This window comes from Streptomyces sp. NPDC024687 (assembly GCF_055559055.1).
In genome coordinates this window covers 798,476-825,278 of the sequence record NZ_JBVHLJ010000001.1, presented here as the reverse complement: position 1 = coordinate 825,278, position 26,803 = coordinate 798,476, and the positions used below count along the sequence as shown (strand labels likewise).

26 protein-coding genes are annotated in these 26,803 nt (G+C 69.7%); 13 read left to right on the top strand and 13 right to left on the bottom strand.

Translation table 11 applies throughout. The features are described 5' to 3' along the window. Both efeU and ACZ39I_RS03665 read left to right on the top strand, forming a co-directional pair. Positions 1 to 873: an iron uptake transporter permease EfeU gene (gene efeU, locus ACZ39I_RS03670; protein WP_352383194.1), complete on the top strand. Its 873-nt coding sequence runs from the start codon at positions 1 to 3 to the stop codon at positions 871 to 873. Further along, positions 833 to 1,837 (top strand): SCO2278 family lipoprotein, encoded by a 1,005-nt coding sequence (locus ACZ39I_RS03665; RefSeq protein WP_467242536.1) that lies wholly within the window; start codon positions 833 to 835, stop codon positions 1,835 to 1,837. The genes efeU and ACZ39I_RS03665 overlap by 41 nt, the downstream gene beginning before the upstream one ends. Positions 1,838 to 1,848: 11 nt before the next feature. Here the strand turns inward: ACZ39I_RS03665 and ACZ39I_RS03660 are convergent, their stop codons facing one another. Next, positions 1,849 to 2,586: a bifunctional DNA primase/polymerase gene (locus ACZ39I_RS03660; RefSeq protein WP_467242533.1), complete on the bottom strand. Its 738-nt coding sequence runs from the start codon at positions 2,584 to 2,586 to the stop codon at positions 1,849 to 1,851. Between the two features lie 90 nt (positions 2,587 to 2,676). Then, the gene (locus ACZ39I_RS03655; RefSeq protein WP_467242530.1) at positions 2,677 to 3,306 is read right to left on the bottom strand and encodes a TetR/AcrR family transcriptional regulator; all 630 of its coding nucleotides are present in this window, start codon (positions 3,304 to 3,306) and stop codon (positions 2,677 to 2,679) included. A gap of 107 nt (positions 3,307 to 3,413) precedes the next feature. Here ACZ39I_RS03655 and ACZ39I_RS03650 point away from each other — a divergent pair, with 107 nt between their 5' ends. Next, positions 3,414 to 3,608, top strand: coding sequence for a DUF6243 family protein (locus ACZ39I_RS03650; RefSeq protein ID WP_467242526.1), 195 nt, complete (start codon positions 3,414 to 3,416; stop codon positions 3,606 to 3,608). A 37-nt stretch (positions 3,609 to 3,645) separates the two neighbouring features. Here the strand turns inward: ACZ39I_RS03650 and ACZ39I_RS03645 are convergent, their stop codons facing one another. The 3 genes from ACZ39I_RS03645 to ACZ39I_RS03635 all read right to left on the bottom strand — a co-directional run bounded on the left by ACZ39I_RS03645 (position 3,646) and on the right by ACZ39I_RS03635 (position 7,321). Next, positions 3,646 to 4,638 (bottom strand): small ribosomal subunit Rsm22 family protein, encoded by a 993-nt coding sequence (locus ACZ39I_RS03645; RefSeq protein WP_467242524.1) that lies wholly within the window; start codon positions 4,636 to 4,638, stop codon positions 3,646 to 3,648. 254 nt (positions 4,639 to 4,892) lie between these two features. Beyond that, positions 4,893 to 6,068, bottom strand: coding sequence for a serine hydrolase domain-containing protein (locus ACZ39I_RS03640; RefSeq protein WP_467242522.1), 1,176 nt, complete (start codon positions 6,066 to 6,068; stop codon positions 4,893 to 4,895). Next, on the bottom strand, positions 6,020 to 7,321 hold the full coding sequence (locus ACZ39I_RS03635) for a multidrug effflux MFS transporter (RefSeq protein ID WP_467242519.1): 1,302 nt from the start codon (positions 7,319 to 7,321) through the stop codon (positions 6,020 to 6,022). The genes ACZ39I_RS03640 and ACZ39I_RS03635 overlap by 49 nt, the downstream gene beginning before the upstream one ends. Positions 7,322 to 7,408: 87 nt before the next feature. Between ACZ39I_RS03635 and ACZ39I_RS03630 the strand changes: the two genes are divergently transcribed. The 4 genes from ACZ39I_RS03630 (at position 7,409) to ACZ39I_RS03615 (ending at position 11,772) form a co-directional block, all read left to right on the top strand. Further along, positions 7,409 to 8,428, top strand: a complete 1,020-nt coding sequence (locus ACZ39I_RS03630) for a Gfo/Idh/MocA family protein (RefSeq protein WP_467242515.1) — start codon at positions 7,409 to 7,411, stop codon at positions 8,426 to 8,428. A gap of 45 nt (positions 8,429 to 8,473) precedes the next feature. Beyond that, entirely contained in the window at positions 8,474 to 9,232 is a 759-nt protein-coding gene (locus tag ACZ39I_RS03625) for an SDR family oxidoreductase (RefSeq protein ID WP_467243312.1), read from the top strand. Positions 9,233 to 9,575: 343 nt separating this feature from the next. Next, positions 9,576 to 11,039, top strand: coding sequence for an ABC transporter permease (locus tag ACZ39I_RS03620; protein WP_467242512.1), 1,464 nt, complete (start codon positions 9,576 to 9,578; stop codon positions 11,037 to 11,039). A 43-nt stretch (positions 11,040 to 11,082) separates the two neighbouring features. Continuing rightward, a complete protein-coding gene (locus tag ACZ39I_RS03615) occupies positions 11,083 to 11,772 on the top strand; it encodes an ABC transporter ATP-binding protein (protein ID WP_467242509.1) in 690 nt (229 codons plus the stop codon). Positions 11,773 to 11,797: 25 nt separating this feature from the next. Here the strand turns inward: ACZ39I_RS03615 and ACZ39I_RS03610 are convergent, their stop codons facing one another. Both ACZ39I_RS03610 and ACZ39I_RS03605 read right to left on the bottom strand, forming a co-directional pair. Next, positions 11,798 to 12,778 (bottom strand): aldo/keto reductase, encoded by a 981-nt coding sequence (locus tag ACZ39I_RS03610; protein ID WP_467242506.1) that lies wholly within the window; start codon positions 12,776 to 12,778, stop codon positions 11,798 to 11,800. Between the two features lie 65 nt (positions 12,779 to 12,843). Next, the gene (locus ACZ39I_RS03605) at positions 12,844 to 13,170 is read right to left on the bottom strand and encodes a nuclear transport factor 2 family protein (protein WP_467242504.1); all 327 of its coding nucleotides are present in this window, start codon (positions 13,168 to 13,170) and stop codon (positions 12,844 to 12,846) included. Positions 13,171 to 13,298: 128 nt separating this feature from the next. Between ACZ39I_RS03605 and ACZ39I_RS03600 the strand changes: the two genes are divergently transcribed. From ACZ39I_RS03600 to ACZ39I_RS03585, 4 genes are all read left to right on the top strand, one after another. Further along, positions 13,299 to 13,874, top strand: a complete 576-nt coding sequence (locus tag ACZ39I_RS03600) for a DoxX family protein (RefSeq protein ID WP_467242501.1) — start codon at positions 13,299 to 13,301, stop codon at positions 13,872 to 13,874. Between the two features lie 36 nt (positions 13,875 to 13,910). Further along, on the top strand, positions 13,911 to 14,255 hold the full coding sequence (locus tag ACZ39I_RS03595) for a MazG-like family protein (RefSeq protein ID WP_467242499.1): 345 nt from the start codon (positions 13,911 to 13,913) through the stop codon (positions 14,253 to 14,255). Positions 14,256 to 14,846: 591 nt separating this feature from the next. Next, positions 14,847 to 15,779, top strand: coding sequence for a hypothetical protein (locus tag ACZ39I_RS03590; RefSeq protein WP_467242496.1), 933 nt, complete (start codon positions 14,847 to 14,849; stop codon positions 15,777 to 15,779). Between the two features lie 248 nt (positions 15,780 to 16,027). Further along, a complete protein-coding gene (locus tag ACZ39I_RS03585; RefSeq protein ID WP_467242493.1) occupies positions 16,028 to 16,606 on the top strand; it encodes a hypothetical protein in 579 nt (192 codons plus the stop codon). Positions 16,607 to 16,774: 168 nt separating this feature from the next. Here the strand turns inward: ACZ39I_RS03585 and ACZ39I_RS03580 are convergent, their stop codons facing one another. The 6 genes from ACZ39I_RS03580 to ACZ39I_RS03555 form a co-directional block, all read right to left on the bottom strand. Next, positions 16,775 to 18,013 (bottom strand): ROK family transcriptional regulator, encoded by a 1,239-nt coding sequence (locus tag ACZ39I_RS03580; protein ID WP_467242490.1) that lies wholly within the window; start codon positions 18,011 to 18,013, stop codon positions 16,775 to 16,777. Positions 18,014 to 18,022: 9 nt separating this feature from the next. After that, on the bottom strand, positions 18,023 to 18,949 hold the full coding sequence (locus ACZ39I_RS03575; protein WP_467242488.1) for a hypothetical protein: 927 nt from the start codon (positions 18,947 to 18,949) through the stop codon (positions 18,023 to 18,025). Between the two features lie 65 nt (positions 18,950 to 19,014). After that, positions 19,015 to 20,649 (bottom strand): beta-galactosidase, encoded by a 1,635-nt coding sequence (locus ACZ39I_RS03570; RefSeq protein WP_467242485.1) that lies wholly within the window; start codon positions 20,647 to 20,649, stop codon positions 19,015 to 19,017. Beyond that, positions 20,646 to 21,578: a carbohydrate ABC transporter permease gene (locus ACZ39I_RS03565; protein ID WP_392665385.1), complete on the bottom strand. Its 933-nt coding sequence runs from the start codon at positions 21,576 to 21,578 to the stop codon at positions 20,646 to 20,648. The genes ACZ39I_RS03570 and ACZ39I_RS03565 overlap by 4 nt, the downstream gene beginning before the upstream one ends. Beyond that, entirely contained in the window at positions 21,578 to 22,483 is a 906-nt protein-coding gene (locus tag ACZ39I_RS03560) for a carbohydrate ABC transporter permease (RefSeq protein ID WP_467242480.1), read from the bottom strand. The genes ACZ39I_RS03565 and ACZ39I_RS03560 overlap by 1 nt, the downstream gene beginning before the upstream one ends. Positions 22,484 to 22,489: 6 nt before the next feature. After that, positions 22,490 to 23,776, bottom strand: a complete 1,287-nt coding sequence (locus ACZ39I_RS03555; protein WP_467242477.1) for an ABC transporter substrate-binding protein — start codon at positions 23,774 to 23,776, stop codon at positions 22,490 to 22,492. A gap of 276 nt (positions 23,777 to 24,052) precedes the next feature. On the opposite strand from ACZ39I_RS03555, the gene ACZ39I_RS03550 reads away from it, so the two are divergent. Both ACZ39I_RS03550 and ACZ39I_RS03545 read left to right on the top strand, forming a co-directional pair. Beyond that, positions 24,053 to 24,616: an ATP-binding protein gene (locus ACZ39I_RS03550; protein ID WP_467242474.1), complete on the top strand. Its 564-nt coding sequence runs from the start codon at positions 24,053 to 24,055 to the stop codon at positions 24,614 to 24,616. Positions 24,617 to 24,684: 68 nt separating this feature from the next. After that, positions 24,685 to 26,625, top strand: coding sequence for a DNA/RNA helicase domain-containing protein (locus tag ACZ39I_RS03545; protein ID WP_467242469.1), 1,941 nt, complete (start codon positions 24,685 to 24,687; stop codon positions 26,623 to 26,625). Positions 26,626 to 26,803: the final 178 nt, after the last annotated feature.

Here is a 26,803-nt window from a genome sequence, read left to right as displayed (position 1 = left end):
GTGTTCTCCAACTACCTGATCGGTCTGCGCGAGGGCCTGGAGGCGTCTCTCGTCGTCTGCATCCTCATCGCCTACCTGGTCAAGACGGGCCGCCGGGACGCCCTGCGGCCCATCTGGACCGGCATCGGCGTCGCGGTCGCGCTCGCCCTCGGCTTCGGGTGCGCGCTCGAATTCGGCTCGCAGGAGCTGACGTTCGAGGCGCAGGAGGCGCTCGGCGGCTCCCTGTCGGTGCTCGCGGTCGGCCTGGTGACGTGGATGGTCTTCTGGATGCGGCGCACCGCCCGGCACCTGAAGTCCGAACTGCACGGCAAGCTGGACGCCGCCCTGCAGATGGGCACCGCCGCCCTGGTCGCCACCGCGTTCCTCGCGGTGGGCCGGGAGGGCCTGGAGACCGCCCTGTTCGTGTGGGCGTCGGTGCACGCGGCCGGCGACGGCACCCCGCGCCCGCTGATCGGCGCGGCCCTCGGTATCGCCACGGCGGTCTTCCTGGGCTGGCTGTTCTACCGGGGCGCCCTGCGCATCAACCTCGCCAAGTTCTTCACCTGGACCGGCGGGATGCTGGTCGTCGTGGCCGCCGGTGTGCTGGCGTACGGCTTCCACGACCTCCAGGAGGCCGACTGGCTGCCCGGCCTGAACGACAGGGCCTTCGACATCAGTGACACCATCCCGCCGGACAGCTGGTACGGCACGCTCCTCAAGGGTGTGTTCAACTTCCAGCCGGACCCGACCGTCCTTCAGGTCACGGTGTGGCTGCTGTACTTGATCCCGACGCTCGCGCTGTTCCTCGCCCCGGTAGGGTTCGCCTCCGGGAAGGGGAAGGTGAAGGCACCTGATGAGCAGGGATCGCGGCCCTCGAAGGCTCCGCAGGCTTGACCGGAGCGCACTGACAGCAGCCACTGTGACCGTTTTGTCGATGACGGCGAGCGGATGCGTGGTGGTGCACGGCGAGCGGGAGGTGCTGCCCGCGACCACCAGGGCGGAGGCCGCCAAGGCGCTCCAGCAGTTCACGAACGCGTACAACGCGGCGGACAAGGCGTACGACAGCTCGCTGGACGCCGCCCATGTCACCGGCGCGCTCGGTGCCATCGACGCGGCACGGCTGAAGGCCGGCAAGGCCAACAGCCCGAGCGGGAACGCCTCGCACACTCCGCTGAAGCTGTCGGACGTGACGTACACCATCCCCAAGAAGGCGGGCTGGCCGCGCTGGTTCGTCGCCGACGCGGCCGGCAACAAGGGCGGTACGGCGCGCTGGCTGCTGGTGTTCACCCGTGACCGTCTGAACGAGCCGTTCCAGGTGGCGTATCTGACGCTGGTGGCCGAGGGCAAGGTGCCGGAGTTCAAGAAGGACGCGGACGGCTGGGCCGAGGCGGTTCCGGCGAACTCGACCGGTCTGGCCGCCGAGCCCGGGGACCTGAGCAAGGACTACGCGAGCTATCTGAAGAGCGGCGCGGACGACGTCTTCGCGGACGGCACCCACACCAGCGTGTGGCGGGCGGACCGGGCCAAGGACGCCATCAGGCCGGGCCTTGCCACGCAGTACATCGACGCGCCGCTGGCGAACGACGCGTACGCGCCGCTGGCGTTGCGCACGAAGGACGGTGGGGCGCTGGTGTTCTTCGCCACGCACCACTACGTGAAGGAGACCGCACACTCCGGTACGTCGGTCCCCAGTCCCGGTGCGGCCGTGCTCGCGCTGACGACCGGTGAGATCAAGCAGTCGCTGATGATGGAGTTCGTCTCCAACGAGGTGGCGCTCGACCCGCCGAAGGGCGCGGACGACCAACAGGTCGACGTGATCGGCCGGATCCAGGGCCTGACGTCCGCGCAGGGCTCGTAGCGCTCGGGACGCTATCGGCGCAGGGGCCAGGCCGTGTTGGTGTGGTCCGGCTCCTCGCCCACGTGGCGGGCGCAGACGTCGGTGAGGACTTCCAGGAGGCTCAGCGGGTCGGGCAGCGGGTGTTCGAGGCCGCGGACCCAGTGCACGGTCTGGTCGCCGGGCAGCCGGGCGGGCGGTACGAGGACGTAGGAGCCGCGGCAGTGCCAGCGCAGGCCGGGGTGTTCGTCCGCGGTCTCGGGGTGGCAGTCCAGTTCGCACGGCCACCACTCGTCCTCGTCCTCGGGGGTGCCGCGGGTGAGGGTGAAGAAGAGGAGCCGCCCGTCGTCGCTCTCGGCGACCGGGCCGACCTCGATGCCGGAGGCCAGCAGCCGCTCCAGGGCCTCCCGGCCGGCCTCCAGCGGGACGTCCAGGACGTCGTGGACCATGCCGGTCGCGGTGATGAAGTTGGCCTGCGGCTGATTCCGGGCCCAGCGCTCGATCTGCGCGCGGTCGGTGGTCGACTGGGTCTGCCAGGCGAAGGACACGGGGTGACGGGCGGGCGTGGGACAGCCGACCCGGTCGCAGGAACACCGGTATCCGGGGGCGGGATGCGCTGCGGGCGCGAGCGGGAGCCCCGCTGAGGCGGCGGCCAGCAGCAGAGCCTCACGACCGCCTTCGTCCCCGGCGTCGGCCTCCTTCGACCGGCGTCCGCGCAGCCATTGGGAGAGTTTGCCCTGCAGGCCGGTCAGGCCCCCCGACTCCGCGCTCATCTACCACCCTCGCCTCGCTGTCGTGCGGAACAGCATGCCTCATGGTCCCACTTTCCACGGCTTCGGGGGTCCGGAACCGACGTGGGGCACTCAGCGGGGTGCGATGCCGTGGAGCGCGTAGTCGACGAGGGTGTCGGTGTAGTCGTAGCTGATCGGGCCGGTGTGCTGGAGCCAGCGCTGGGCGAGGGGGGAGACCCAGAGTTCGAGGGCGATGCGGGGGTCGATCTCGGGGCGCACCTGGCCGGCCTCCTGGGCGGCGCGCACCCGGTCGACGTACAGCTGGAGCGACGGTTCGAGGAGCTTGGTCATGAAGGCCCGGCCCACTTCCTCGTTGACGACGCCCTCGGCGGCCAGGGCACGGGAGGGGGCCTCGAAGCGGGGGTCCTTGAGCTGGTCCACGGTGAGCCGCAGTACGGCCTTGAGGTCGGCGGCGAGGTCACCGGTGTCCGGGATGGTGTACGCCGCCTCGGGGCCGGCCTCGCGGGCCGCCTGCTCGCCCAGGTCGAGGAACGCCTCCATCAGGACCTCCGCCTTCGACGACCACCAGCGGTAGATCGTCTGCTTGCCGACACCGGCGCGGGCGGCGATCCCCTCGATCGTGGTCTTGGGGTAGCCGACCTCGGCGACGAGGTCGAGGGCGGCGTCGTAGATGGCGCGGCGGGAGCGCTCGCTGCGGCGGGTGGTGTCGGGGGCGGGCTGCTTGGGGTTGTGGGTGGCCATGAAGCGAACTTACCAGGTTGACAAGACGCTGCGTCTCGCTGGAGAGTGGAGTCAGTTAGCGAGACGAGACGTCTCGTTTGGAGTGGGAGGCGTGAAAGGAGCAGGTCATGGCACGAGGTGGATCGGGCGGCATGCTCGGAGTCGGCGGTACGCGCAGCAACATCGGCCGCAAGGCCCTGCGCGGGGACGGCCGTGGCGGCCGGATCGGCGGCGCGCGGGACCCGCAGGCGCACAAGCGTGAGCTGTTGCGGAAACTGCAGGAGAAGCGGGACGCGGACGCGGCGGGGGAAGCGTCCGTGTGAGGGGGCTACCGCGGATCGGGGTTACGGCAGTTCGGGGTTACGGCCTCTGCGGCGGGGGCCAGGCGTCGCCCCACGCCGTGTCCCTCGCCGCCTTGTACAGGTCGCCGTGGCGCTTGGTGACCGTGCGGCGGGTCAGTTGCTCGTCCGGCTCGCAGAGGTCGAGGAGGACCTGGCCCTTGCGGATCTGGGGACGCCGGATCACCCGGGCCGGCGCCGGGGTGGCGGGGAGCCGGGTCGCGGCGACGTAGCTGAACTTCTCGTCCTCGTACGGCAGGGAGCCCCCCTTGACCTGGCGGTGGAGGGAGGAGCGGCTGACCCTCGCCGAGAAGTGGCACCAGTCCTCGCCGGGGGTGATCGGGCAGGCGGCGCTGTGGGGGCAGGGCGCGGCGACGCGGAAACCGGCGGCGACGAGACGGTCGCGGGCCTCGATGACGCGGGCGTACCCGGCGGGGGTGCCGGCCTCGACGATCACGACCGTCTGTGCCGACGCCGCCGCGGTGTCCACGAGGGCGGTGCGGTCGGCCGGGGCGAGTTCGTTGAGGACGTACGAGACGGTGAGCAGGTCCGTCGCGGGCAGGGCGAGGTCCTGGCCGATCCTGGCGCGCTGCCAGCGGGCCTCCTTCAGGGCCGGGTTGGCGGCGGCGATCTCGCGGCCGAGGGCGAGCGCGGGCTCGGACCAGTCGAGGACGGTGACCGCCCGGTCGCCCGGCCAGGTGGCGGCGACGGCCCAGGTCGCGGCACCGGTGCCGCCGCCGACGTCGGTGTGGCCGGCGGGACTCCAGTCGGGGACGGCGTCGGCGAGCGCCTCCAGGGCCGCGTGGACCGCCTCGAAGGTGGCGGGCATGCGGTAGGCGGCGTAGGCGGCCACGTCCGCGCGGTCCCGGAGGATGGGGCTGTCGGTCGGGGTGGCTCCGCGGTAGGTGGCGATCAGACGATCCACCGCCTGGGCGGCCTGCTTCGGGGGAAGGCCGTCGAGGAGGGCGCCGAGGGCGCTACGGAGGGTCTCGGCCGGGGGTGCGGGGGCGGTCACCCGGTGATTCTATGGGCGGCCGGGGCGAGGGCGGACCTCGTGGTGCGGGGGCGGTGGCCCTCGCCATGCGGCGGCGGGCCGCGCGGGTTCCCCCCTCCCGCGGTCCCTGTCCGTACCGTCCTTCAGGGGCTGCCGCCCCTACGAGCCCGCCCGTGGGCTGCGGCCCCAGACGTCAGCCCCACCAGCCCCGAGGGCCACGTTCTCGAACGCCGGTCGGGCCGGGATCGCCCGGGCCGGTGTGAGAGCGAAGCCGCTCACGCCCCCCGCACCGCCCGCGCCACCCTCGTAGCCGCCTCCGCTCGCGGACGGTTGTCCGGTGGGCGTCTTCTCGGGTGGACGGTGTTGGCCAGGAGTACCACGAAGGTGTCGGTCGCCGGGTCGAGGACCAGGGACGTGCCCGTGAAGCCCGTGTGGCCCGCCGCTCCCCGGCCCGCCAGCTCCCCCATGAACCACTTCTGGTCGATGGCGAACCCCAGCCCGGGTGGCGTCAGCAGGAGCTCCACGAAGTCCGGGCCGAGGATGCGGGCGGGGCCGTACGCGCCGCCCGCCAGCAGGGTCCGGCAGAAGATCGCGAGGTCGTGCGCGGTCGAGAAGAGGCCCGCGTGGCCTGCCACCCCGCCCAGTGCCCACGCGTTCTCGTCGTGGACCTGGCCCCGCAGCATCCCCCGGTCCGCCTTGGCCCACGGCCGGCGCTGGTCCTCCGTGGCCGCCGCCTCGGGACAGGGGCCGAAGCGGGTGGACATCATGCCGAGGGGGCGGGTGATGCCTTCGTGGACAAGGACGTCGAGAGGGCGGCCGGTGATGCGTTCCAGGACGTGCTGGAGGAGGAGCGGGTTGAGGTCGGAGTAGGTGTAGGTGCCGGGGACCCCGACGGGCGGCTCGGCGCGCAGGAGGTTCAGCCGGTCCTCGTCGTCGTCGCAGTCGTGGAGCGGGAGTTCGGGGCGCAGTCCCGAGGTGTGGGTGAGCAGTTCGCGGACGGTGATTCCGTGGGTCACGGCCGCCGTGAAGTCGGGCAGGTAGGCGCCCACCCGGGCGTCGATGCCCAGCGTGCCCCGCTCGATCTGCTGCACCGCCGCCACGGCCGTGAACAGCTTGGTGAGGGACGCCAGGTCGAAGGGGGTGTCCACCCGGGCGGGGACGCGCGCCCCGGGGGGCAGTTCCACCCCCGCGTCGGCTGCGGGGTCGTAGGACGCGTAACGGACCGCCCAGCCCGACGACTCCTCCACCGCGATCACCGGGCCGCGCCCCGCGACCAGGACGGCGCCGGGAGCCCAGGGACGTTCGCCGGTGGTGAGGGCGCGGAAGTCCCGGACGAGATGCCGGAGTTCCCCGGGGTCGAGCCCGGCCCGCTCCGGTGTGTCGGTGCGCAGTCTCGGTGCGCTCAGTTCTCTGCTCCCTCCACAGTCGCACGCCTGTTCCAAGGACGGCACATTGCCATGAAACACAGCAGCGCTACCAGTGCGGCCACCAGCTGGACGACCGCCATCGGGACCGCCGTGCCTTCTCCGGCCATTCCTACCAGCGGGGAGGCGATCGCGCCGATGAGGAAGGAGGACGTACCGAGCAGGGCGGACGCGGAACCGGCGGAGTGCTTGGTGCGCAGGAGGGCGAGGGACTGGGCGTTGGGCAGGGCGACACCCATCGCGGACATCAGGACGAAGAGGCCGGCGGCGACGGGGAACAGGCCCACCTCGCCGAAGACCCCGGTCGTCATCAGCAGCAGGGCCGTGGCCGCCGCAGTCACGGTCAGCAGGCCCACGCCCAGGACCCGCTCCAGGCTGACCCTGCCCACCAGCACCTTGCCGTTGATCTGGCCGACCACGACAAGGCCGACCGAGTTCACGCCGAACAGCAGGCTGAACGTCTGCGGGGAGGCGCCGTAGATCTCCTGGATCACGAACGGGGACGCCGAGATGTAGGCGAACAGCGCGGCGAAGGCGAAGCCGCCGGTGAGCATGTAGCCGGTGAACGGCAGGTCGGCGAGGAGTCGGCGCATGGAGTGCAGGGCCTCGACGACACCGCCGGTGTGCCGCTCGGCCGCCGGGAGGGTCTCGGGCAGCCTCGCCCACACCAGCGCGGCGAGCAGCGCCCCGATGACCGTGAGGACCACGAACACGCCCCGCCAGTCCGTGACCCGCAGGATCTGCCCGCCGATGAGCGGCGCCACGATCGGCGCGACCCCGCCGATCAGCATGAGGGTGGAGAAGAACCGGGCCATCGCCACGCCGTCGTACAGGTCCCGGACCACGGCCCGGGCGATCACTATGCCCGCGGCGCCCGCGAGCCCCTGCACCAGCCGGAAGCCGACCAGGAACTCCACGGTCGGCGCGAGGGCGCACAGCGCGGTGGCGACGACGTACGCGAGGAGACCGGCGAGCAGCGGACGGCGGCGGCCCCAGCGGTCGCTCATCGGGCCGACCACCAGCTGCCCGAGCGCCATGCCGAGCAGACAGGCGGTGAGGGTGAGCTGGACGGTGGCGGCGGGCGCGTGCAGGGAGTCGGTCACCTGCGGCAGCGACGGCAGGTACATGTCCATCGCCAGCGGCGGCGTGGCGGTGAGGCCGCCGAGGAGGAGGGTGACGAGCAGACCGGTGCGCCGTACGGCGGCCGCCGGTGGTTCCGCCTTCGGTACGTCCGCCCTCTCGACGTGCCCCCGCTGCTCAAGGTGCCCCTGCTCGGGCATGTGCCCCTCCCTCTCCACGTGATCCGACACCTATGCTCTCAGCTCGTACAGAGTGGCGAGGGTCATGTGAGCGAGGGTGGAGCCGGGATGACGGAGCAGAGCGTGCGCTGGGGGATTCTGGCGACGGGCGGGATCGCGGCCGCGTTCACCGCGGACCTGGTGGATCTGCCGGACGCGGAGGTGGTCGCGGTGGCCTCCCGGTCCGAGGCCTCGGCGAAGGCGTTCGCGGAGCGGTTCGGGATCGAGCGGGCGTACGGCGAGTGGGGCGCCCTGGCCGAGGACGCGGACATCGATGTCGTGTACGTCGCCACCCCGCACGCGGCGCACCGCGCGGCCGCCGGGCTGTGTCTGAGCGCCGGGCGCAATGTCCTGTGCGAGAAGGCGTTCACGCTGAACGCGCGGGAGGCCGAGGAGCTCGTCGCGCTCGCGAAGGAGCACGACCGCTTCCTCATGGAGGCCATGTGGATGTACTGCAACCCGCTGGTCCGGCGGCTCAAGGCCCTCGTCGACGACGGCGCGATCGGCGAGGTCCGCACGGTGCAGGCCGACTTCGGGCTCGCCGGGCCCTTCCCGCCCGCGCACCGGCTGCGGGACCCGGCGCAGGGCGGGGGCGCACTGCTCGACCTCGGCGTGTACCCGGTGTCGTTCGCGCAGCTGCTGCTCGGGGAGCCCTCGGACGTCACGGCGAAGGCGGTGCTCTCCGAGGAGGGCGTCGATCTGCAGACGGGCGCGCTGCTGTCCTGGGACAGCGGGGCGCTCGCCTCCCTGCACTGCTCCCTGACCGGCGGCACCGCCACGATCGCGTCGGTCACCGGCTCGCTGGGCCGCATCGACATCCCCAACGGCTTCTTCCACCCGGACCGTTTCGTGCTGCACCGGGACGGACGTGACCCGGAGGAGTTCGTCGCCGACCCGGCCGACGGGCCCCGCAACAGCCTCAAGCACGAGGCCCTTGAGGTGATGCGCGCGCTGCGGGCCGGGGAGACCCAGTCCCCGCTGGTGCCGCTGGAGGGCACCCTCGCGGTGATGCGGACGCTGGACGCGGTACGGGACCGGATCGGCGTGCGCTACCCGGGAGAGACCGCCGGGATCGTCACGCCGGCCTGAACCCTGCCTCACCTACGCTGCGGGTTCATGGACACCAAGAAGTTCATGGACACCAAGAACGTGAAGACCGCCGTGGTGACCGGCGCGGGCTCCGGGATCGGCCGCGCGGTCGCCGTGGAACTGCTGCGGACGGGCTGGTCGGTGGCGCTGGCCGGGCGGCGCACCGAGACCCTGGAGGAGACGGCGGCCCTCGTGCCCGAGGGCGCCCATCTCGCCGTACGGACGGACGTCTCGCAACCCGACGACGTGGCCGCGCTGTTCGCCGCCGTGGTGGAGCGGTTCGGGCGGGTGGATCTGCTGTTCAACAACGCGGGGACCTTCGGGCCCGGCGGGGTGCCGGTGGAGGAGCTGCCGTACGACGCGTGGCGGCACGTGGTGGACACCAACCTCAACGGGGCGTTCCTGTGCGCGCAGGCCGCGTACCGCCAGATGAAGGAGCAGGACCCGCGGGGCGGCCGGATCATCAACAACGGCTCGATCTCGGCGCACACGCCCCGGCCGCACTCCGTCGCCTACACCGCGACCAAGCACGCCCTCACCGGCCTCACCAAGTCGCTGTCGCTGGACGGGCGGGCTTACGGCATCGCGGTCGGGCAGATCGACATCGGGAACGCGGCGACCGACATGACGGCGGGTATGGGGGCCGGGGCGCTGCAGGCCAACGGGGAGGTCGTGCCGGAACCTGTGATGGATGTGGCCGATGTGGCGCGCACGGTGCGGCACATGGCGGAGCTGCCGCTGGAGGCGAACGTGCAGTTCGCGACCGTACTGGCGACGGCGATGCCCTATGTGGGGCGTGGCTGAGCAGCCGATTACCACAAACGGAATCTGATATTCCACCCCACTGCGGCCGGTTGGCGGCTTATGCTCATCACGCGTCCTCCACAAGAGCTTCACACTTGAGGAGTGGCGTTCCGACGACCGCATCCGAGGGGGGAGCGCGGCGGCCATCCATGGACCGGGTGGGGGTGGATCTCGCGTGGGACCGCGAGGTACGCACCGGTCCTTGGACGGCCGCCGCGCACATTCTCAGCTCACGCACATCCCTTCTCAGCCTGCGCATATCCCTTCCTCACGGCCCCGCAATGCAGCGTCCCTACGTTGAGGGCGCGCCCACAGCGGGCGCCAAGAACCTTCGAGGAACGGGATGTTTGGCATCTATCTCAAGCGCGAGCTGGGTCGGCGCAAGAAGGCGGCCCTGGTCATCGCTCTGGGTCTGGCGCTCGGTATCGCGCTGGTCATCACCGTCAACTCGGTGTCGGCCGGCATGACTCAGGCTCAGGACAAGGTCCTGAAGTCGCTGTACGGGCTCGGCACCGACATGACCGTCACCAAGACCAGGTCGGCCCCCACGTCCGGGAGTTCGGGCAGACCGAACTTCCAGTTCGACGCCAACTCCAACGACAGCGACGACACGCAGAGCTCGGACCGCGTGATGACCCAGGGCGGTCAGGCCCTGGCGTCCAGTGTGGTCACCAAGGTCGCCGCACAGAAGGGCGTCTCCAGTGCGGTCGGCGCGCTGACGCTCAACGTCACCAAGGTCGACGGCTCCTTCACCCAGGGCAAGGCGCAGAGTTCCGGCGGAAACACCGGGAACGGCGGCCAGGGCGGTCCGGGCGGCGGCAGCAGTGGCAGCACCGCCGCGCCCCAGGTCCAGGGCGGCGGCGCCAACTTCGACGTGAACTCCTACTCTGTCGCCGGCGTGGACGTCACCGACCAGACGCTCGGCCCGCTGGCCGGCTCGAAGATCACCACCGGCAAGACCTTCACCGCCGCGCAGACCAATGCGAAGGTCGCGGTCGTCAGCAAGGCGTACGCCAAGGAGAACTCCCTCAAGGTCGGCAAGACCCTGACCATCTCCGGCACCAAGTACACGATCATCGGTATCGCCACGCCCGACAGCAGCGAGTCCACCACCGACGTCTACCTGCCGCTGAAGCAGGCCCAGACACTGGCCGACGCCAAGAACCAGGTCACCACGATCTACGTCAAGGCCACCGACTCGCAGCAGATCGACTCCGTCAAGGCGGCGATCCAGAAGAACATCTCCGGTACGACCGTCACGACCTCCGCCGATCTCGCGGAGACCGTCTCCGGGTCCCTGTCCACCGCCTCCAACCTCGCGACCAGCGTGGGCAAGTGGCTGTCCGTCGCCGTGCTCGTGGCCGCCTTCCTGGTCGCCGCGCTGCTGACCTCCTCGGCGGTCTCCCGCCGGGTGCGCGAGTTCGGCACCCTGAAGGCGCTCGGCTGGCCGAGCCGCCGGGTCACCCGGCAGGTCGTCGGCGAGTCGATCGTGAACGGCCTGCTCGGCGGCGCCCTCGGCATCGGCCTGGGCCTCGCGGCCGCGTACACGGTGACCGCGATCAGCCCCAAGCTGACCGCGCAGCTCGGCAACACCGGCGGGGGCGGCGCGGGCGGCCCCGGCGGGGGCGGTCCCGGCCGGCAGGCCACCCAGAACACCATGGAGATCGCGCTGTCCGCGCCGGTCTCGATGACCACCATCGCGCTCGCGGTGGGCCTCGCGGTGACCGGCGGGCTGATCGCCGGTGCGATGGGCGGGTGGCGGGCGTCCCGGATGCGGCCGGCGGACGCGTTGCGCAGCGTGTCGTAACACCCCCTCACTTCATCGCTACGGAATTCGCAACGGAGCTCTCATGTACAGACTCACCGGCGTCACCAAGCGCTACACGCGCGGCAAGGAGACGGTCGAGGCACTGCGCGGCGTCAACCTCACCATCGAGGACGGCGACCAACTGGTCATCCAGGGCCCCACGGGCGGCGGCAAGTCCACGCTGCTCCAGATGATCGGCGGCCTGGACCGCCCCACCGAGGGCAGCGTCGAACTGGACGGCGTCGACCTCGCGAAAATCAGCGAGGCCAAGCTGACCCGGCTGCGGGCCGAGAAGGTCGGCATCATCTTCCAGTCGTTCAACCTCATCCCGACGCTGACGGCGCAGGAGAACGTGGAGACGGCCCTCGTGCCGCTCGGCGTGAAGCCGGCCGAACGGCGCGAGCGCGCGGCGGAGGCTCTCAAGTCCGTCGGCCTCGGCGAACGGCTCACCCACGCGCCCGCCGAGCTGTCCGGCGGCCAGCAGCAGCGGGTGGCCATCGCGCGGGCGCTGGTCAAGAAGCCGAAGGTGCTGCTCGCGGACGAGCCCACCGGCAACCTCGACGAGTCGATGCGCGACGAGATCATGGCCTTGCTGGAAGGGCTGTGGCACGAGTACGGGCTGACGTTCGTCCTGGTCACGCATGACTCGTCGATCGCCCGGCGGGCGCCACGGCTGGCGACCATCAAGGCGGGGCAGATCACATTGACCGAGCAGGCCTTGGCTCAGGGCTAGCAGTCGCTCGCCCGGGAGGGGCCGCTCACCGTTCCAGAAGCTTGTTGATCTCGGTCACCTGCTCGGCGGTGAGCGGTCCCTTCTCGATCGCGCCCGCGTTCTGCTCGGCCTGGGCCACCGACCGGAAGCCGGGAATCGGAACCGTGCGGGGGCTGCGGGCCCAGATCCAGGCCAGGGCGCCCTGCGCGAGCGTACGGCCGTCGCTCGTCAGGATCTCCTTGAGCGCGTCGATCCGGGACAGCCACTCCGCGTCGGCGGACGTACCGTCACCGAAGCCCTGGAGCCAGGCCGGGGGCTTGCTGCGGATGTCACCGGCGTCCTTCGGCCCTTGGCGCTTGCCGGCCAGCAACCCCATGGCGAGCGGGCTGCGGTTGATGCCGGCCAGGTCCAACTCCTCGCACAGGGACAGCATGTCGGGCGCGTCCTGCAGCACGTTGAGCGCGTGCTGTACGGCCGTGCAGTGCTCCCCTCGCGCGAACACCGCGGCCCGGGCCGGGTCGTCGGTGCTCCAGGCGTAGGCGCGGATGAGCCCCTCGCTCACGAACTCCTCGCACAGGTCACGGAGTTCGGCCGCGAGTGCCGGGTCGAGGTCGGAGAGGTGGAGCTGGTACAGGTCGATGTGGTCGGTGCCCAGACGTCCCAGGGAGGCGGTCAGGGCGCGGCGGGCGTACTCGGGGGTGTGGTCGGAGCCGGTGAGGGTGCGGGTGTCCTCGTCGAAGACGTTGCCCCACTTGGTGGCGAGGACGATGTCGTCCCGCCGCTTGCCCAGCGCCCTTCCGAGCACCCGCTCACTGTGTCCGGCGCCGTAGGTGTCCGCCGTGTCGAAGAAGGTGATGCCGAGGTCGAGGGCGCGCCGGACGGCCCGTACGGACTCCTCGTCGTCGACCTTGCCCCAGCCGAGGGGCTGTCCGTCGGCGTCCTGCCATTCGCCGCCGATCGCCCAGCACCCGAAGCCGAGCGCGCTGACCTCGATGCCGGAACGGCCGAGAGTGCGTGTGGTCTCCATGATCTCCATGGGTGAGAACGCTAGGAGTTGGAGCGCACACGAACGCAAGGGGCTGGGCGAAAAACTTATGCCTGGCCGGTCTCGAAGCGGGAGATCCTGCCGTCCTCCCCGACCGTGAAGTCCCAGCGGGTGCGCATCTCGCCCCAGGCGTCGTTGCAGTAGTGGGCGAGCAGGGAACGGCCGCCGTTGGACTCGTTGTCGACGTCGAGATGGCCGTGGGAGGAGAAGATCTCCCGCTCGACCCACTCGTCGAGGTCACGGTCGCTGCCGTCGTCCGCCATGGTCGCCCCGGGCGCGAGCAGGGCCCGGAAGGCCTCGCGGTCATGGGCGTTGACGGCGGAGACGAAGGCACGGACGGCCGGGTCGCTGAGCCTCGCGGTCTGAATCGTCATGCCAGCCAGACTCACACCGCTCCCCCACACCCGCCACCCGAACGGCGGCCCGAGTTTTCGGGCAGGTGTGAGCGATGCGACGGTGGAAACGCGAGGGGGGTCTCTTTCCACTTCTGCTGGGAGTCATCGTGAGCGCTTACGACCGACGCGATCTGGGCCTGCTGCTGCTCCGGCTGGGAACCGGGGGTGTACTGGCCGCCCACGGCGCGCAGAAACTGCTCGGCTGGTTCGGCGGGGGTGGCCTCGAAGGGACCGGCCAGTTCATGGAGTCCGTCGGCTACGCGCCGGGCAAGGCCAGCGCCACCGCGGCGGGCCTGGCCGAGGCGGGCGGCGGCACGCTGCTGGCGCTGGGTCTGGCAACCCCGGCGGCGGGTGCGGCGGCGGCCGGCGCGATGGCCGGAGCCTCCGCGATACACGCCCCCAACGGCTTCTTCAACACCGGCGGCGGCTACGAGTACGCGGCCAGCCTGGGCCTCACGGCAGCGGGCCTCGCGGTGACGGGACCGGGCCGCCTGTCCCTGGACCACGCGCTCGGCCACACGGTGAACCGCGGGTGGATGGTACCGGTGGCGCTCGCGGCGACGGGGCTGGTGACCGCGGCGGTCGTGGGGGCGCGGGGGCGGCGGCTGCGGGAGAAGGAGGGTGCGGGCGACAACGGACAGGCGACGCTGTTCGAGGAGGAAGAGGCGTTGTTCGCGGAGTAGGCGAGGGGGACTGCAGGCCGTGGGAAGCTGCTCCGCATGAGTGATCACGGCACGTCCCGCGAGGACCTGTGGACATCCGTCGACGCCCTGTGGACCTGGCTGGAGAGGGATCAGCCGGTGAACGGCCGCGAGGGTCTCCTCCTGCGGATGCTGAAACTCTCCGAAGAGGTCGGCGAGGTCTCCGAGGCGGTCATCGGGGCGATCGGCCAGAACCCCCGCAAGGGCGTCAGCCACACCTGGGACGACGTGCAGGGCGAGCTGTGCGACGTGGTGATCACGGCACTGGTGGCGCTGCGCACGCTGACACCGGACACGCGGGAGGTCTTCTATCGCCATCTGAAGGGGGTGACGGAGCGTTCGCTGGGGCCCGGGGCCGTGTGACTCCGTCACCCGGTCGGCCTACGCCCCGGGCTCCCCGCCTCGCCGCACTCCTCGGACGATGAACCGGAGGGCGGCGGTGGCGGTCGGAGGAGCGCCATGAACGGCACCCGGCCTACTTCGCAGACCAGGACTACGCGGCCCGCATGACATGGGCGGCAGGGACACCACCGAGGAGGGCCTGGCAAGGTCGGGGAACTGCCGAAGTACCTCGCCGACGGACACGCATCGCTGATCGAGGCCGCGCATGCCCTGAACACCTGGCACACGCAACTCACCGACTTCCAGACTCTTGCCGCCCGATACGAGAGGGAGGCGGAAGAGGCTCGCCGTGCGCTCAAGGAGGCAGAGGCCAACCCGGACCTCCGGCTGGCGGGCCGGACCTTCGACACACAGGCCGCCCTGGACAACGCCCAGAAGGCGCTCGACCACGCTGTCAAACGCGTCGACGAGGCTACCGGCGACCTCAACGCCATAGTCAAGAGAGCCCAAGACCTGCTCAGTGAGCACGAGCAGGCCGCGCGGGCGGCCGCCGAGGCCATTCGCAGGGCCGCCGAGGGCGCCCCTGACGAACCGGGCCTCTTCGACCGCTTCATGGACGCCCTCGATGGCCTCGGCGACAAGATCAAGGATCTCGCCGGTGACGTCTGGAAATGGATACAGGAGCACGCCGACACGATCTACGAGATCGGTGACTGGCTCGGATACGCCAGCGCCGCGTGCGACGTCCTGGCCGTCGTCTTCTCCGAAACGGTGATCGGTGCGATCGCCTTCGAGGCGATCGGCATGGTGCTCAACGGCGGGGCGCTCGCCTTTCACGGAGTCGGCTGGGCGGCCGGCTCCAAAAAGGGCAACTGGATGGACATCGGTCTCGACCTCGCCGGTTTCATCCCCTTCGGTGACCTGGCGCGCGTCGGGAAGGTGGCGAAGGGAACGTTCACCGGCGTCAAAATCCCCATGAACGTCCTCGACTTCGGAGTGAAGGCCGCCGACTCCTGGAAGCGCGCGGGTGACATCGTCGAGAGTGTCGGCGGAACCGCGAAGCTCGGCGAGGACGCCGAGAAATGGGTGATGAGGAACTGGGGTGAGCTCGGCTCGAAGGCGCACGCCATTCACGTCACCGCCGACACTCTCAAAGATCGGTTTGCGGTTGCCGTCGCCAAGGAGTTCGGGGACTCCACCTTGTACCGGGCGGGTGCCGGACTGTTGGACAAGCCGTTTCAACGACTCATGCCGACGTTGGTCGAGAACACACCTCTGGGTCGCATTCCAGCGATCGCGGACTCCGTCAGGCCCGTGGTCGACAGCGCGGGCAACACGGTTTCCCACTACGTCGATCCCAGGTCATGGACGGCACGTGGTTACGAAGCGGTGGTCGGGGCGAAGGGTCTTTACACGGAAGGCGCCCGTCTTGTCACGGAGGACGTCCAGTACGCGTCCGAGAAGTTCCACGAGAGCGTCGACAGGGCGCGTCATGCCGCCGGGGAGTTCGCCGACCGCGCAGCTGCCGCAAATCCCTTCGGTTGAGCCGGTCGGCACCTCCAGCCCCGCGTCAACGGCGGCCGTATCCTCTACGTCCTCTACGCATGTACGAATGACCTGATCAATCGAGCGCATCCGTATCTCACCCGGAGCCGGAGACCAGAATGCACCCCACTCCCCAGGAGCAGCCCTCTTCGGCCTTTTCCGCGCCGATGCAGTCGCCGCAGACCCGCTACACGTTCGTGGTCAAAGCGAACAACCCTGTCCCGACAGGCTCTCAGCGCGATGTCGAGATGAGCTCGACGATCCAGTTGACGGGTGCTCAGCGTGAGGCCGCCCCCGCGGCGGAGATCTTCGAGCGGCGGACGACGGAGCGGTGGAGTCGCCGGTCTCCGATTCCCTTCTGGATCCACGGCGGAGGCGGGGGTGGGCTGATGTGCTCGATCCAACCGGCCGGCCCGGACGTCCACGACGTGTACGCCGCCGACGGCACGCCTCTGGCCCGCATCACGCGCCGCGCGGGCCGGTTCCTCCCCTGGCCCCGCCGTGTCCGGTGGACCGTACAACTCAGCGGCGCGCCACGGGCCTTCACGGGGAAGGTCGGAAGCGGGTACATCTGGCTGCTGTACGTCCTGACCTCTCCGGTCTGGCTGCTCTTCTTCCTCTTCATGCTGATCTACTCGCTGTTCGAAGGCGACACGACCGACACCAGCCTCGACGGTCCGACCCGAACGCAATGGCGTACGGGTGGAGTCGGCACGGCTTTGGACTACCGGGGAATCAACAAGGTCTACCACTACGAGCCCCAGCGGCTGGACGTCCGCGTCGCGTATGCCCAGGCGGTGTTGCATGCGTGGGAGCGGGTGCGCTGATCTGGACGCGGGGAGAACATGGCCGGGCTGCATTGACGATGCGTTCGAAGGTACCTGTCGCTACTGAGGCTCGTGCTCGATGGTCGCTGTGGCTGCGAGTTCGGGCGTGTCCGCTTCCGTCGCGCCGACGCCCGGACGCCCCGGACGTCGAAAAGCCTGGTTCCCCCTCTACGGCTCCGGGTCCGGCCGAGGCCGTGTACCCGCCGGGCTGCCCAGCCCCAGCCGTGTGAGGAACCGCTGCAGGGTGAAGGCTGCCATGCCGAGGGCCACGGCGTTGCCCGGGACCCGGGACGGCTCCACGGTGAGGCCCGGAAGGGAACCCGGCATGACGTGGTCGGGGAGTTCGGCGCGCACGGCGGGGACGAGCCACCGGGCCAGGGCCGTGGAGGTCCAGCCGGTGAGGGTGACGCTAGGGATGTTGAGCAGGTTCACCAGGTCGCCGACAGCCGCCGCGAGGTAGCGCGAGGTGCGCAGGGCCAGTTCCTTCAGCGCAGGGTCGCCCGCGGCGAGACCGTCGGCGACCGCCTCGACGAAGTCGCGCTGCCGTGACTGCCCGAGCGTGGGGTGCTCCGGGTCGATCTCGGCGAGCGTCGTGCGCAGACCGGGGGCGCCGAGGTACGCCTCAACACAGCCACGCCGGCCGCACCGGCACGGTCTGCCGTCCAGCCGGAGGAGCGTGTGGCCCCATTCCCCGGCGTTGTTGGTGGCGCCGCGCATCAGTGACCCGTCGATGGCGATGCCCGCGCCGACGCCGGTGCCGAGGTTGACGACGGCCATGCTGTCGACGACGCGCCCGACACCGAACCACATCTCCGACAGGACGACCGCCTTGAGCGGGTTGTCGACGTACACGGGGACCGGGAGCACCTTCTCCAGCAGTTCCTCGATGCGCACGTCGTGCCAGTCCCAGTTCGGCGCGAAGACCGAGACGCCGGCGTCGGGATGGACATGCCCCGGCATGCTGACCCCGACGCCGAGGATGCGCTTCTGCTCGACTCCCCCGTCCGCGACGGCCGCCTCGATCGCGCGGACGATTCCGTCGACGACGTACGAGGGGTCGTTCTGGTGCTCGTCGAGTGCGACCTCGCCATGCCCGAGCACGCCGAGTTCGAGGTCGTACACCGTGGCGTCGACGTACGTCTCGGCCACGTCGACGCCGACGATGCGGCCGCGCTCGGGGTCGATGGTGAGCCGCTCCTGCGGCCGTCCACCGGTGTTGTTCTCCACCGTGGCGACGCACAGGACACCTTCGGAGAGGAACTCTGTGACGATGGTCGCCACGGTCGCCGGGCTGAGTCCGGTGTGCCGGGCGAGCTCCTGCCGGGTGGAAGGCCCGAGTTCGAACAAAGCGTGCAGAACCTCGAAACGGTTCTCGCTCCGGAGATCCCGGGCCGTGTGCCGCGCCACCGCGCTCCCTCAGTCGTCTGGATACTCCAGCCGCAGTGTGCGGAGCTCCGGATTGCCCGGTCCGGCGGTGCCCCGCACCAGCAGGGTGAGGCCGGACCAGCCTGGCGGTATCCATAGTATGTTCGAGTCCCCGCCGGAGAAGGCGGGCCGACCGTCGGCCCAGATCCGGCCCAGGCACTCCCCCGCGGCCCATCCGGTCATGCGGATCTGCGTCCCGGCCGGCCGCACCGCGAAGCCCTTGTCGGACGGCGGCAGATGCGACAGATCGACGTCGAGCCAGGCCTCCTCGCCCGGTTCCAGGGCCAGCGGCAGCCGGATGTCGTAGCGCTCGAGGGCCGCGGGGTCGGCGGGGTCGGCGGGGTCGGCCTCGGCAGCGAACCTCGTCAGTACGTCGTCGTTCTGGACGGCGCAGGTCCAGCCCGTCACCGGTTCCAGGCCGAGCAGTTCGGCGCGCAGGCCCCCGCCGCTGGGGTGGTGCGGCAGCGTGACGGAGACCCGGTGGGTTCCGGCGGGAAGCAGGACCCAGGGGTCCTCGGTGTGGACGGTGCGCGGCTCGCCGTCGTCCACGCTCACCCGCACCGGCTCGACCACGCCCCGCAGGTGCAGCGCCGACGCGGTGGCCGACCGGATCTCGCGGCGGTAGGTGACGGGGATGCCGACCCGGGTGCTGCTCCAGCCGCCGAGCCCGCGGACGGGCGCGGGCAGGCCCGCCCAGTGGCCGTGCACCGTCCACAGCGCCGACACGTCCGTCACGTCCCGGACCGTCCACAGCGAGCCGAGCCCGCGCAGCGCGCCGAGCCGGAGAGCCGGAAGCCGCGCGTCGTCGAAGTTCGCGTGCCCCCAGATCTCCACGACGGCCTCGACACTGACCCGGCCCCCCGCCTCCTGGACGTCGATCCGCTGTGCCGCGCCGAACCCGGCGATCGTGGGATGCACCCGGCCGCCGACCGACAGGTCGACGATGTCCGCGGCGCCGACGAGCAGCAGTTCGTCAACTCCCTTCAGCTCAAGGGTGGTTCGGTAGGTCCCCGCCCCCGATACACACCGAGTGCCTCCAGCGCGGGCGGCAGCTCATGGGCCCCGGCCGGCTCCTCGTGGGCCCCGGCCGCCCGCCGCCGGACGTCCCGTACCTCGACGGACAGCGCCGCACTCGGCAGGGGCGACGCGTCGGCCAAGCGCACCGTTCCGTCGCGCTCCGTCGCCCGCAGTCGTACGGCGTCCCCCGGCGCCAGCGCGACAAGGGTCAGCCCCTCGACCGTCACCCGCTCGGGCACGCCGACCGCCGGAGCCGGGATCTCGACCCGGTTGCCGCCGAGGACGACGGTGACCGGCACCTCGGAGGAGAACGTCAGCACACCGTCCGACGCGGCCACCAGATCCGCGGAGGCCAGAGTGAGCGTCCCGTCGTAGCCCCAGGGCCGCAGCGGCACGTCCGTCAGCATCAGCGGGCACGAGTCCGCGGCGACGGCGACCGGTACGCCGTTCACGACCGCCGTGCCCGGTGCCGTACCTGCCGTGCCGAGATGCGGTACGGCGATGAGCTGCCCGCCTCCGTCGAGGTCCCGAGCCGACGGTGAGGAGCTGGTCGGGAAGTCGGCGGTGACCGGTACGCGGGGCACGGACGAGCCGGCGAGTGCCAGCCGCGAGCCCAGAGTGTCGATCACGCGCGCGAGCAGCTGGGCCTGGGCGTACTCGGGGCGTTCGGCGCCGGTGGAGGAGACGTAGCCGCCGAAGTCGTAGCCGTGGCTCATGAAGTTGGCGGGGTCGCCCCAGTTCCCGGTGGACGGGGTGTACCCGAAGTTCCAGCCGGACGACTGGAGATAGGGCGCGATCAGCGAGGCGCCGCTCGCCAGGAGCCGCCGCAGTGTGCGGTGACGGCGGTTGGTCTCGGTGATGAGCAGGGGCAGGTCGCGGTCGGCCAACACCTGTGCGTATCGACGGACTTCGGGCTCGATGTCCGGGGAGTCGTCGTCCGGGTAGAAGTTGCAGGCGGGGATGATTCCAGGGACGTCGCCGGTGGCTCCCTCGATGTCGCCCTGCCCGGAACAGGCGATGAGGGGCACGGTGATGCCGTGACGCAGGGCCTGGTCGCGCAGGGCGGTCAGGTAACCGGCGCGGTCCTCGCAGTCGAAGAAGTCGAGCTCGTTCTCCAACTGCACCATGATGACGGGGCCGTTGGCCGGGTGCTGGCGCTCGGCGAGCAACGGCAGCACCTGGTCGAACCAGGCGGTGACCTGGGCGAGGAAGCGCGGCTCGTGCTGCCGTACACGGAGGTCGGGATCGAGACCCAGCCAGGCCGGCAGCGCGCCGCCGTCCCACTCGGAGCAGATGTACGGTCCGGGGCGGGCGATGACGTACAGTCCGGTCTCCTGCGCGAGGTCCAGGAAGGCGGCGACGTCGCGCCGGCCCTCGAAGGACCAGCGGCCGGGGGCCAACTCGTGGAAGTTCCACGGCAGGTAGACGTCCACGCAGGTGTATCCCGAGTCCCGGACCTGTTCGAGCCGGGCGCGCCACTGCTCCCGCGGCAGGCGGAAGTAGAACAGGGACGCGCACAGCACGACACGCTCGGTGCCCTCGATCCGGATGCCGCGCGCATCCAGGTCGATGCCGGTGCCCGCGATGGTTGAGTGGCTCACTTGACTCCCGCGCTTCCGCCGCTGATGTCCATTTCGTACAGGTACCGCTGGCCCAGGTAGTAGACGGCGATCATCGGCAGGGTGAGCAGGATCGAGCCGACCATCACCAGGTTCCACGGTGGCGGCTGGCCCGCCACGGCCGTCGTGGTGATGTACTGCACGCCCAGCGCCAGCGGCATCTTCGAATCATCGTTGAGGTAGATCAACGGCCCCATGAAGTCACCCCAGTTGTAGGTCAGGGTGAAGATGCCGATCGCGATCAGCACGGGCCACAGCATCGGGAGCATGATGCGCCGGTAGATGCCGAAGAATCCGAGCCCGTCGACCATGGCGGCTTCGTCGAGCTCGCTGGGCAGGCGGGAGACGAACTGCCGTACCAGGAAGACGTTGAAGGCGTTGGAGAAGAAGTTCGGCACGATCAGCGGGAGGTAGGTGTTGACCCAGCCCAGGTCCTTGAACAGGATGAACTGCGGGATCATCGTGATCTGTGTCGGGATCATCATCGTCGCGATGACGACGAGGAACATGACGTTCTTGCCGGGAGCCCGAAGACGCGCGAACGCATAGCCCACGAGTCCACTCGACACCATCTGGCCGATGACCGAACCGAGCGCGATGATCAGGGAGTTGACGAGGAACCGGCCCATCGGCAGGTCGCCTTCGAAGACCTTGGTGAAGTTCCGCCACTCGAACTCGTGCGGGAAGATCGTGAACGCGTTGGTGGTCACGGTGTGGTCGGTCGACAGGGCGATCGACACGGCGAACACCAGCGGCACGGACAGCACCGCCGAGACGATGATCAGGGTCGCGTAGGTGAAGGGGGTCGCCTTGAAGACGCCGAGAACGCGACTCGTACCGCCCTCGGGCTCCTCGTCCTTGTCGGCCTGGCCGCCCTGTTGGGGTGCGACGGTGGGTGCGAGGGTCGCCATCACTTCACCTCGGTCTCGTAGAACACCCAGCGGCGGGTGGTGCGGAAGGCCAGCAGGGTGAACACCAGGATCACGGCGAACAGCAGCCATGAGATCGCCGAGGCGTAGCCCATGTGGTAGTAGGAGAAGGCCTGGTCGAAGAGGTAAGGCACCATCGTCTGGCTGGCGTTGTAGGTGCCGGGCTGGGAGGCCTTCGGCATGAGGATGTACACCTGCGAGAAGACCTGGAAGGCCGCGATGAGCCCCATCACCAGATTGAAGAAAATGACCGGGGTCAACTGCGGGACCGTGATGGACCAGAACTGCCTCACCGGTCCGGCGCCGTCGATCTCGGCGGCCTCGTACAACTCCCGCGGGATGCCCTTCATGGCGGCGAGCAGCAGGACGGTCGCGCTGCCGGCGCCCCACATCGACAGCAGGATGAGCGCGAACTTCACCCAGCTGGGGTCGAGCAGCCACTGCGGCCCCTTGATCCCGACCCACCCGAGGACGTCGTTGAGCGGGCCGGACGGGGCGAGCACGACCCGGAAGGCCAGTGACGCGGCGACCAGGGGGACGAGTGTCGGCAGGTAGATGAGGGTGCGGAACAACTTGCGGGCCCGGACCTGCTTGTTGAGCAGATTGGCCAGCCACAGCCCCACGAGCAGTCCCAGCGGAACGGAGACCGCTGCGTAGAAGAGGGTGTTCCCGAGGGCCTTCCAGAAGATGGGATCGTCGGTCAGCAACTTGGTGTAGTTGTCCAAGCCGACCCACTTGGGCGGGGTGAAGGAGTCCCAGTCCGTCATCGAGAAGTAGATCGAGGAGATCATCGGCCCGAGCAGGAACGCGAGGAACCCGATCACCCACGGTGAGACGAAGACGTAGAACCAGAGCGCCTCACGGCGCCGCAACCTCGACATGGCCATGGGCGGTCATCCCGCGGACTTGATGATGGACTCGAGGTTCTTCTGGAGCGCGGTGAGCGCCTTCCTGGCGCTGCGCTCCTTGCCGAGCCAGAAGTCGGCCGTCGCGGTGTCGATGGCCGCGAGCATCTCGTTCCACTCGGGGATGAACGGCGCCTTGAAGAGGAACTCGCTGGACTCGGCGAACACACCCATGTTCACATCGGACTTCATCCAGGCGGGCTTGAGGAACGCCTCGCTCTTCTGCACCTCGAGGTTGGCCGGCACGTCCTCGGCGGCGGCGATGATCTGCTGCTGGGTCGCGGGCGAGGTGAGGAAGTCGATCGCCTTGAAGGCGTTGTCGGGGTTCTTCGCGGTACGGGAGATGGCGAGACCGCTGCCGAAGGAGGCCACGGCCTGCTTCTTGCCGCGCCACATCGGCGCGATGTCCCACTCGAACTTGGACTCCGCCTGGCCCGCGATGGCCCAGAACCCGGTGGCGTTGACCGCGACCTTGCCGGCCGCGAAGGCCTGGTCGCCGCCGACGTCCGTGCCCATGTCGGCGTACTGCGCCTTCGTCGGCACCACGCCGTGCTTGAAGGTCAGGTCACCGACCCACTGCAGCGCCTCGACGACCTCGTCACTGTCCGCCGTCGGCTTCCCGTTGGCGTCGATGATGGCGCCACCGTTCTGGTACGCCATGCTCCACCACTGCGGCCACCAGCCGGCGCCGCCGTAGCCCCAGGTCTTCCCCTTCTCCGTCAGCTCCTTGAAGGCATCGAGGGTGTCGTCCCAAGTCCACTCGGCAGTAGGAGCCTTGATGCCCTTCTTCTCGAAGAGGGTCTTGTTGTAGTAGACGATCATCGCGCCGGACCGGTCCGGTATCGCGTAGAGCTTGTCCTCGTACGAGTAGAGCGACCCGATCGTCCCGAACCGCTGCGTCAGGTCCAGCCCCGCGCTCTTGGCGAGGTCGTCGAGCGGCCGAAGCTGGTTCTTGCTGGAGTACACATTCACGTTCTCCGCGACCTGCATGATGTCCGGGCCGTTGCCGCCCGCGATCATCGTCTGCACCTTCTGCGGATACGACTCCGACGGGATCAGCTGGAGCTTGACCTTCAGCTCGGGGTACTTCTTGACGAGCAGGTTGATGCGCTTCTGGTACGTCGCCCGGTCGGTCTCCCCACCCCACACGGTCATCACCAGCGGGTCATCACTCGACCCGGCGCCGGAGCCGCACGCCGTGAGCGTGATGACCCCCGCCGCGACTCCGAGACCCAGAAAACCCCGACGCGAAAACTGCGCCCTGTCAAGCGTCATGGCACTGCCCTTCCTTGAAGCATGCACACGCCGTGGAGACGCCCGGGTGATCAGGTCGGGCTTCGAATGGCGGTTAAACTAACCGTCGTTTTAAGTCGGGGGCAAGGGCTTGTTTCATGCGAGTTTCAACTGGGTCCGGCGGGAGCGCTCGCGAATCCTCAGATAGGAGGGGTAGCGGTAGCCAAACATGACAATGGGCGCTGACCGGCCATCAGACCAGGTCAGGTCACTGCGGTCTGCCTCGCGCTGTTACTCATTCGCCCGACCTCCGGCCAGGTGAGCCGAGACGTCGAGGACCGACGCCTCGACGAAGAGCCTGGCCGGGGGCAGTCGACGGCGGTACGCCGTCAGCACGCCGTTCGTCCACCGTCCGACGGCGCGCGAAGCGGCGGAGGCGCGGCGTACCGCCGCGGCACGGGCGCGGGGAGGCACACCGAGCCTTCAGGGCTTGCACGCAGACACGTACGAGAGTTCCTCGAAAGCTGCGCCACGCCAGAGCGGGTCGACGACGCCGTCCTGATCGCCTCGGAGCTCGTGGGCAACGCGCTCAGACACCCGGCCGGCGGACCGGACTGCATGCGGGTGGAGATCTACCGGGACGTGGCTGTATTGCGGGTCCATGACGCGGGACGGGATGTCTCCAGGGTCCGGGCACGCTCTGTGGAGAGGTCGGTGGATGAGTTGACGGGCAGTGGTCTCGGACTGCTGCTCGTCCGGGAGTTTGCCTCCGCGTGGTCCGTCCGGCCGACGGCGATCGGCAAGGAAGTGGTCGCGGTTCGCGAGACTCCACCTGACCGCCCCCTTCACCGTCCCCTCCCCGTGATCGACTCGCTCACCTAGGATGGCGAGCACCATCTCAGCGGCCCGACGGGCTTCCTGATCCGCCCGCGCGGCGGACATCGGAGGACATGCCCCCACCCGCACGAGTCTTCTTCGTGCTGCCTGGGGGCATTTTCTTGCTGTTCCGTGAGTCTGCGGCGTCCGTGGCCGCCCGCATCCTCGAAGGGTCGCTGGCGCTGCATCTGACCGAGAACTTCCGTCACCAGCACGGCCGGAGGCCCGCACAGGCGGAGATACGGTCCTGGGAACGCAGCCTTCCCGCCCTCGTCAATGCACTCATCGAGGCCGGACTCGACGACGTGGAGGTCCTCGTCGAGTACAGCCTCCCCCTCACCAGCAAGCGCGCGGACGCCGTACTCGCCGGCGTGCATCCGACCACAGGCGAGCCGTCGTACGTCGTCGTCGAACTCAAGCAGTGGAGCGCGGCCTACCCGGAGGAGGACGAGCCGCTGCTGTGCCGGATCGACGCGTACGCTCAGCCCATCCTCAACCCGATCGAGCAGGTACGGGGCTACTGCGAGTATCTGCAGTCGTTCAACGGTGCGTTGGAGCGGATGCCCAACTCGCTGGCCGGCGTGGCGTTCCTACACAACGCGACCGAGTTCCAGATCGCGGGGCTGAGGACCGTCGAGGAGAACCAGTACGGTCGGATGTACACCGGGGAACAGCGCGGCGCCTTCCTCGACTTCCTGCGCTCGCGGCTCGCCGCGAAGCCCGGCGCGCACGTGGCCGACGTACTGCTCGACGCCAAGGTACGGCCGTCGAAGCAGCTGATGTCGGTAGCGGCAGCCGAGATCCGCGACCGCGAGCAGTTCGTGCTCATCGCCGAACAGCGGGTGGCGTACGAGAAGGTGATGTCCGCCGTCCGCAAGGCCAAGCGCGGCAACCATAAGCAGGTGATCGTGGTGACCGGCGGTCCCGGATCAGGCAAGAGCGTCATCGCTCTGTCAGTCCTGGGCGAGCTGTTCCGCCGCGGAGTACCCGCGCTGCACGCGACCGGCTCCGCGTCGTTCACCAAGACGATGCGCAGGGTCGCGGGTCACAAGAAACGTGAAGTGCAGCAGCTGTTCATGTACTTCAACAGCTTCATGGACGCAGAGCCCAACGACCTCGACGTGCTGATCTGCGACGAGGCCCACCGTCTGCGGAAGACCTCCGCGAATCGCTACACCAAGGCCGCACTCCGCACCGGACGTCCCCAGGTGGCGGAACTGATCGACGCGGCCCGGGTCCCCGTGTTCCTGCTCGACCAGCACCAAGTGGTGCGCCCCGGCGAGATGGGGACCCGACAGGAGATCGAACGGGCCGCCGCCGCAGAGGGCCTCGACTGCACGGTGGTGGAACTGGACGGCCAGTTCAGGTGCGGTGGGAGCGACGCGTACGAGAAGTGGGTCATCGATCTCCTCGGCCTGGACGGCGGCACACCCAGCCAGTGGGAGCCCGACGGCAAGCTGCAACTACTGACCGCCGAAACCCCGCAAGAGCTGGAGGACTTCCTCGTCGCACGCCGGGAGGAGGGATACGGCGCCCGCATGTCGGCCGGTTACTGCTGGAAGTGGACCACGAAGATCACGCCCCACATGACCACCCTCCCCGAAGACGTCGTGATCGGCCAATGGTCCCGCCCCTGGAACCTCTACGGCGACCGCTCCGCCCTTGGCGCACCACCCGCCCCCCTCTGGGCCACCGACCCGGCCGGCTTCGGCCAGGTCGGCTGCGTCTACACCGCGCAGGGATTCGAGTACGACTGGTCCGGCGTGATCATCGGCCCCGACCTGGTCTGGCGAACGGACCGCTGGGTCGTGGACCGCTCGGCGTCGAAGGACCCGTCCTTCACGAAGACCACGCCGGACGACGACGTCGACCGGCTCATCCGCAACACGTACAAGGTGCTGCTGACCCGGGGAATGGTCGGGACAATCCTCTACTCGACAGACGCGGAGACCCGCGAGAAGCTGCGGTCGCTCATTCATCCGGTATCTCGGGCCGAGATGCCGGCGCTCGTGTAGTTCAGCGGGCGCGAGAGGTGGTCATCTCTCGTGAGCTGGCTGCGCAGCGCAGGGGGTGTGTGGCCGCCCGCCACGCTGCTCGTGAAACAGGGTCCCCCGCTTCGCGCACGCGATGGCCGACCTGCGATGACAAATGCTGGGGGGCAGTCACCGGAAGCTCTGCTCGTACGCTGAGTCG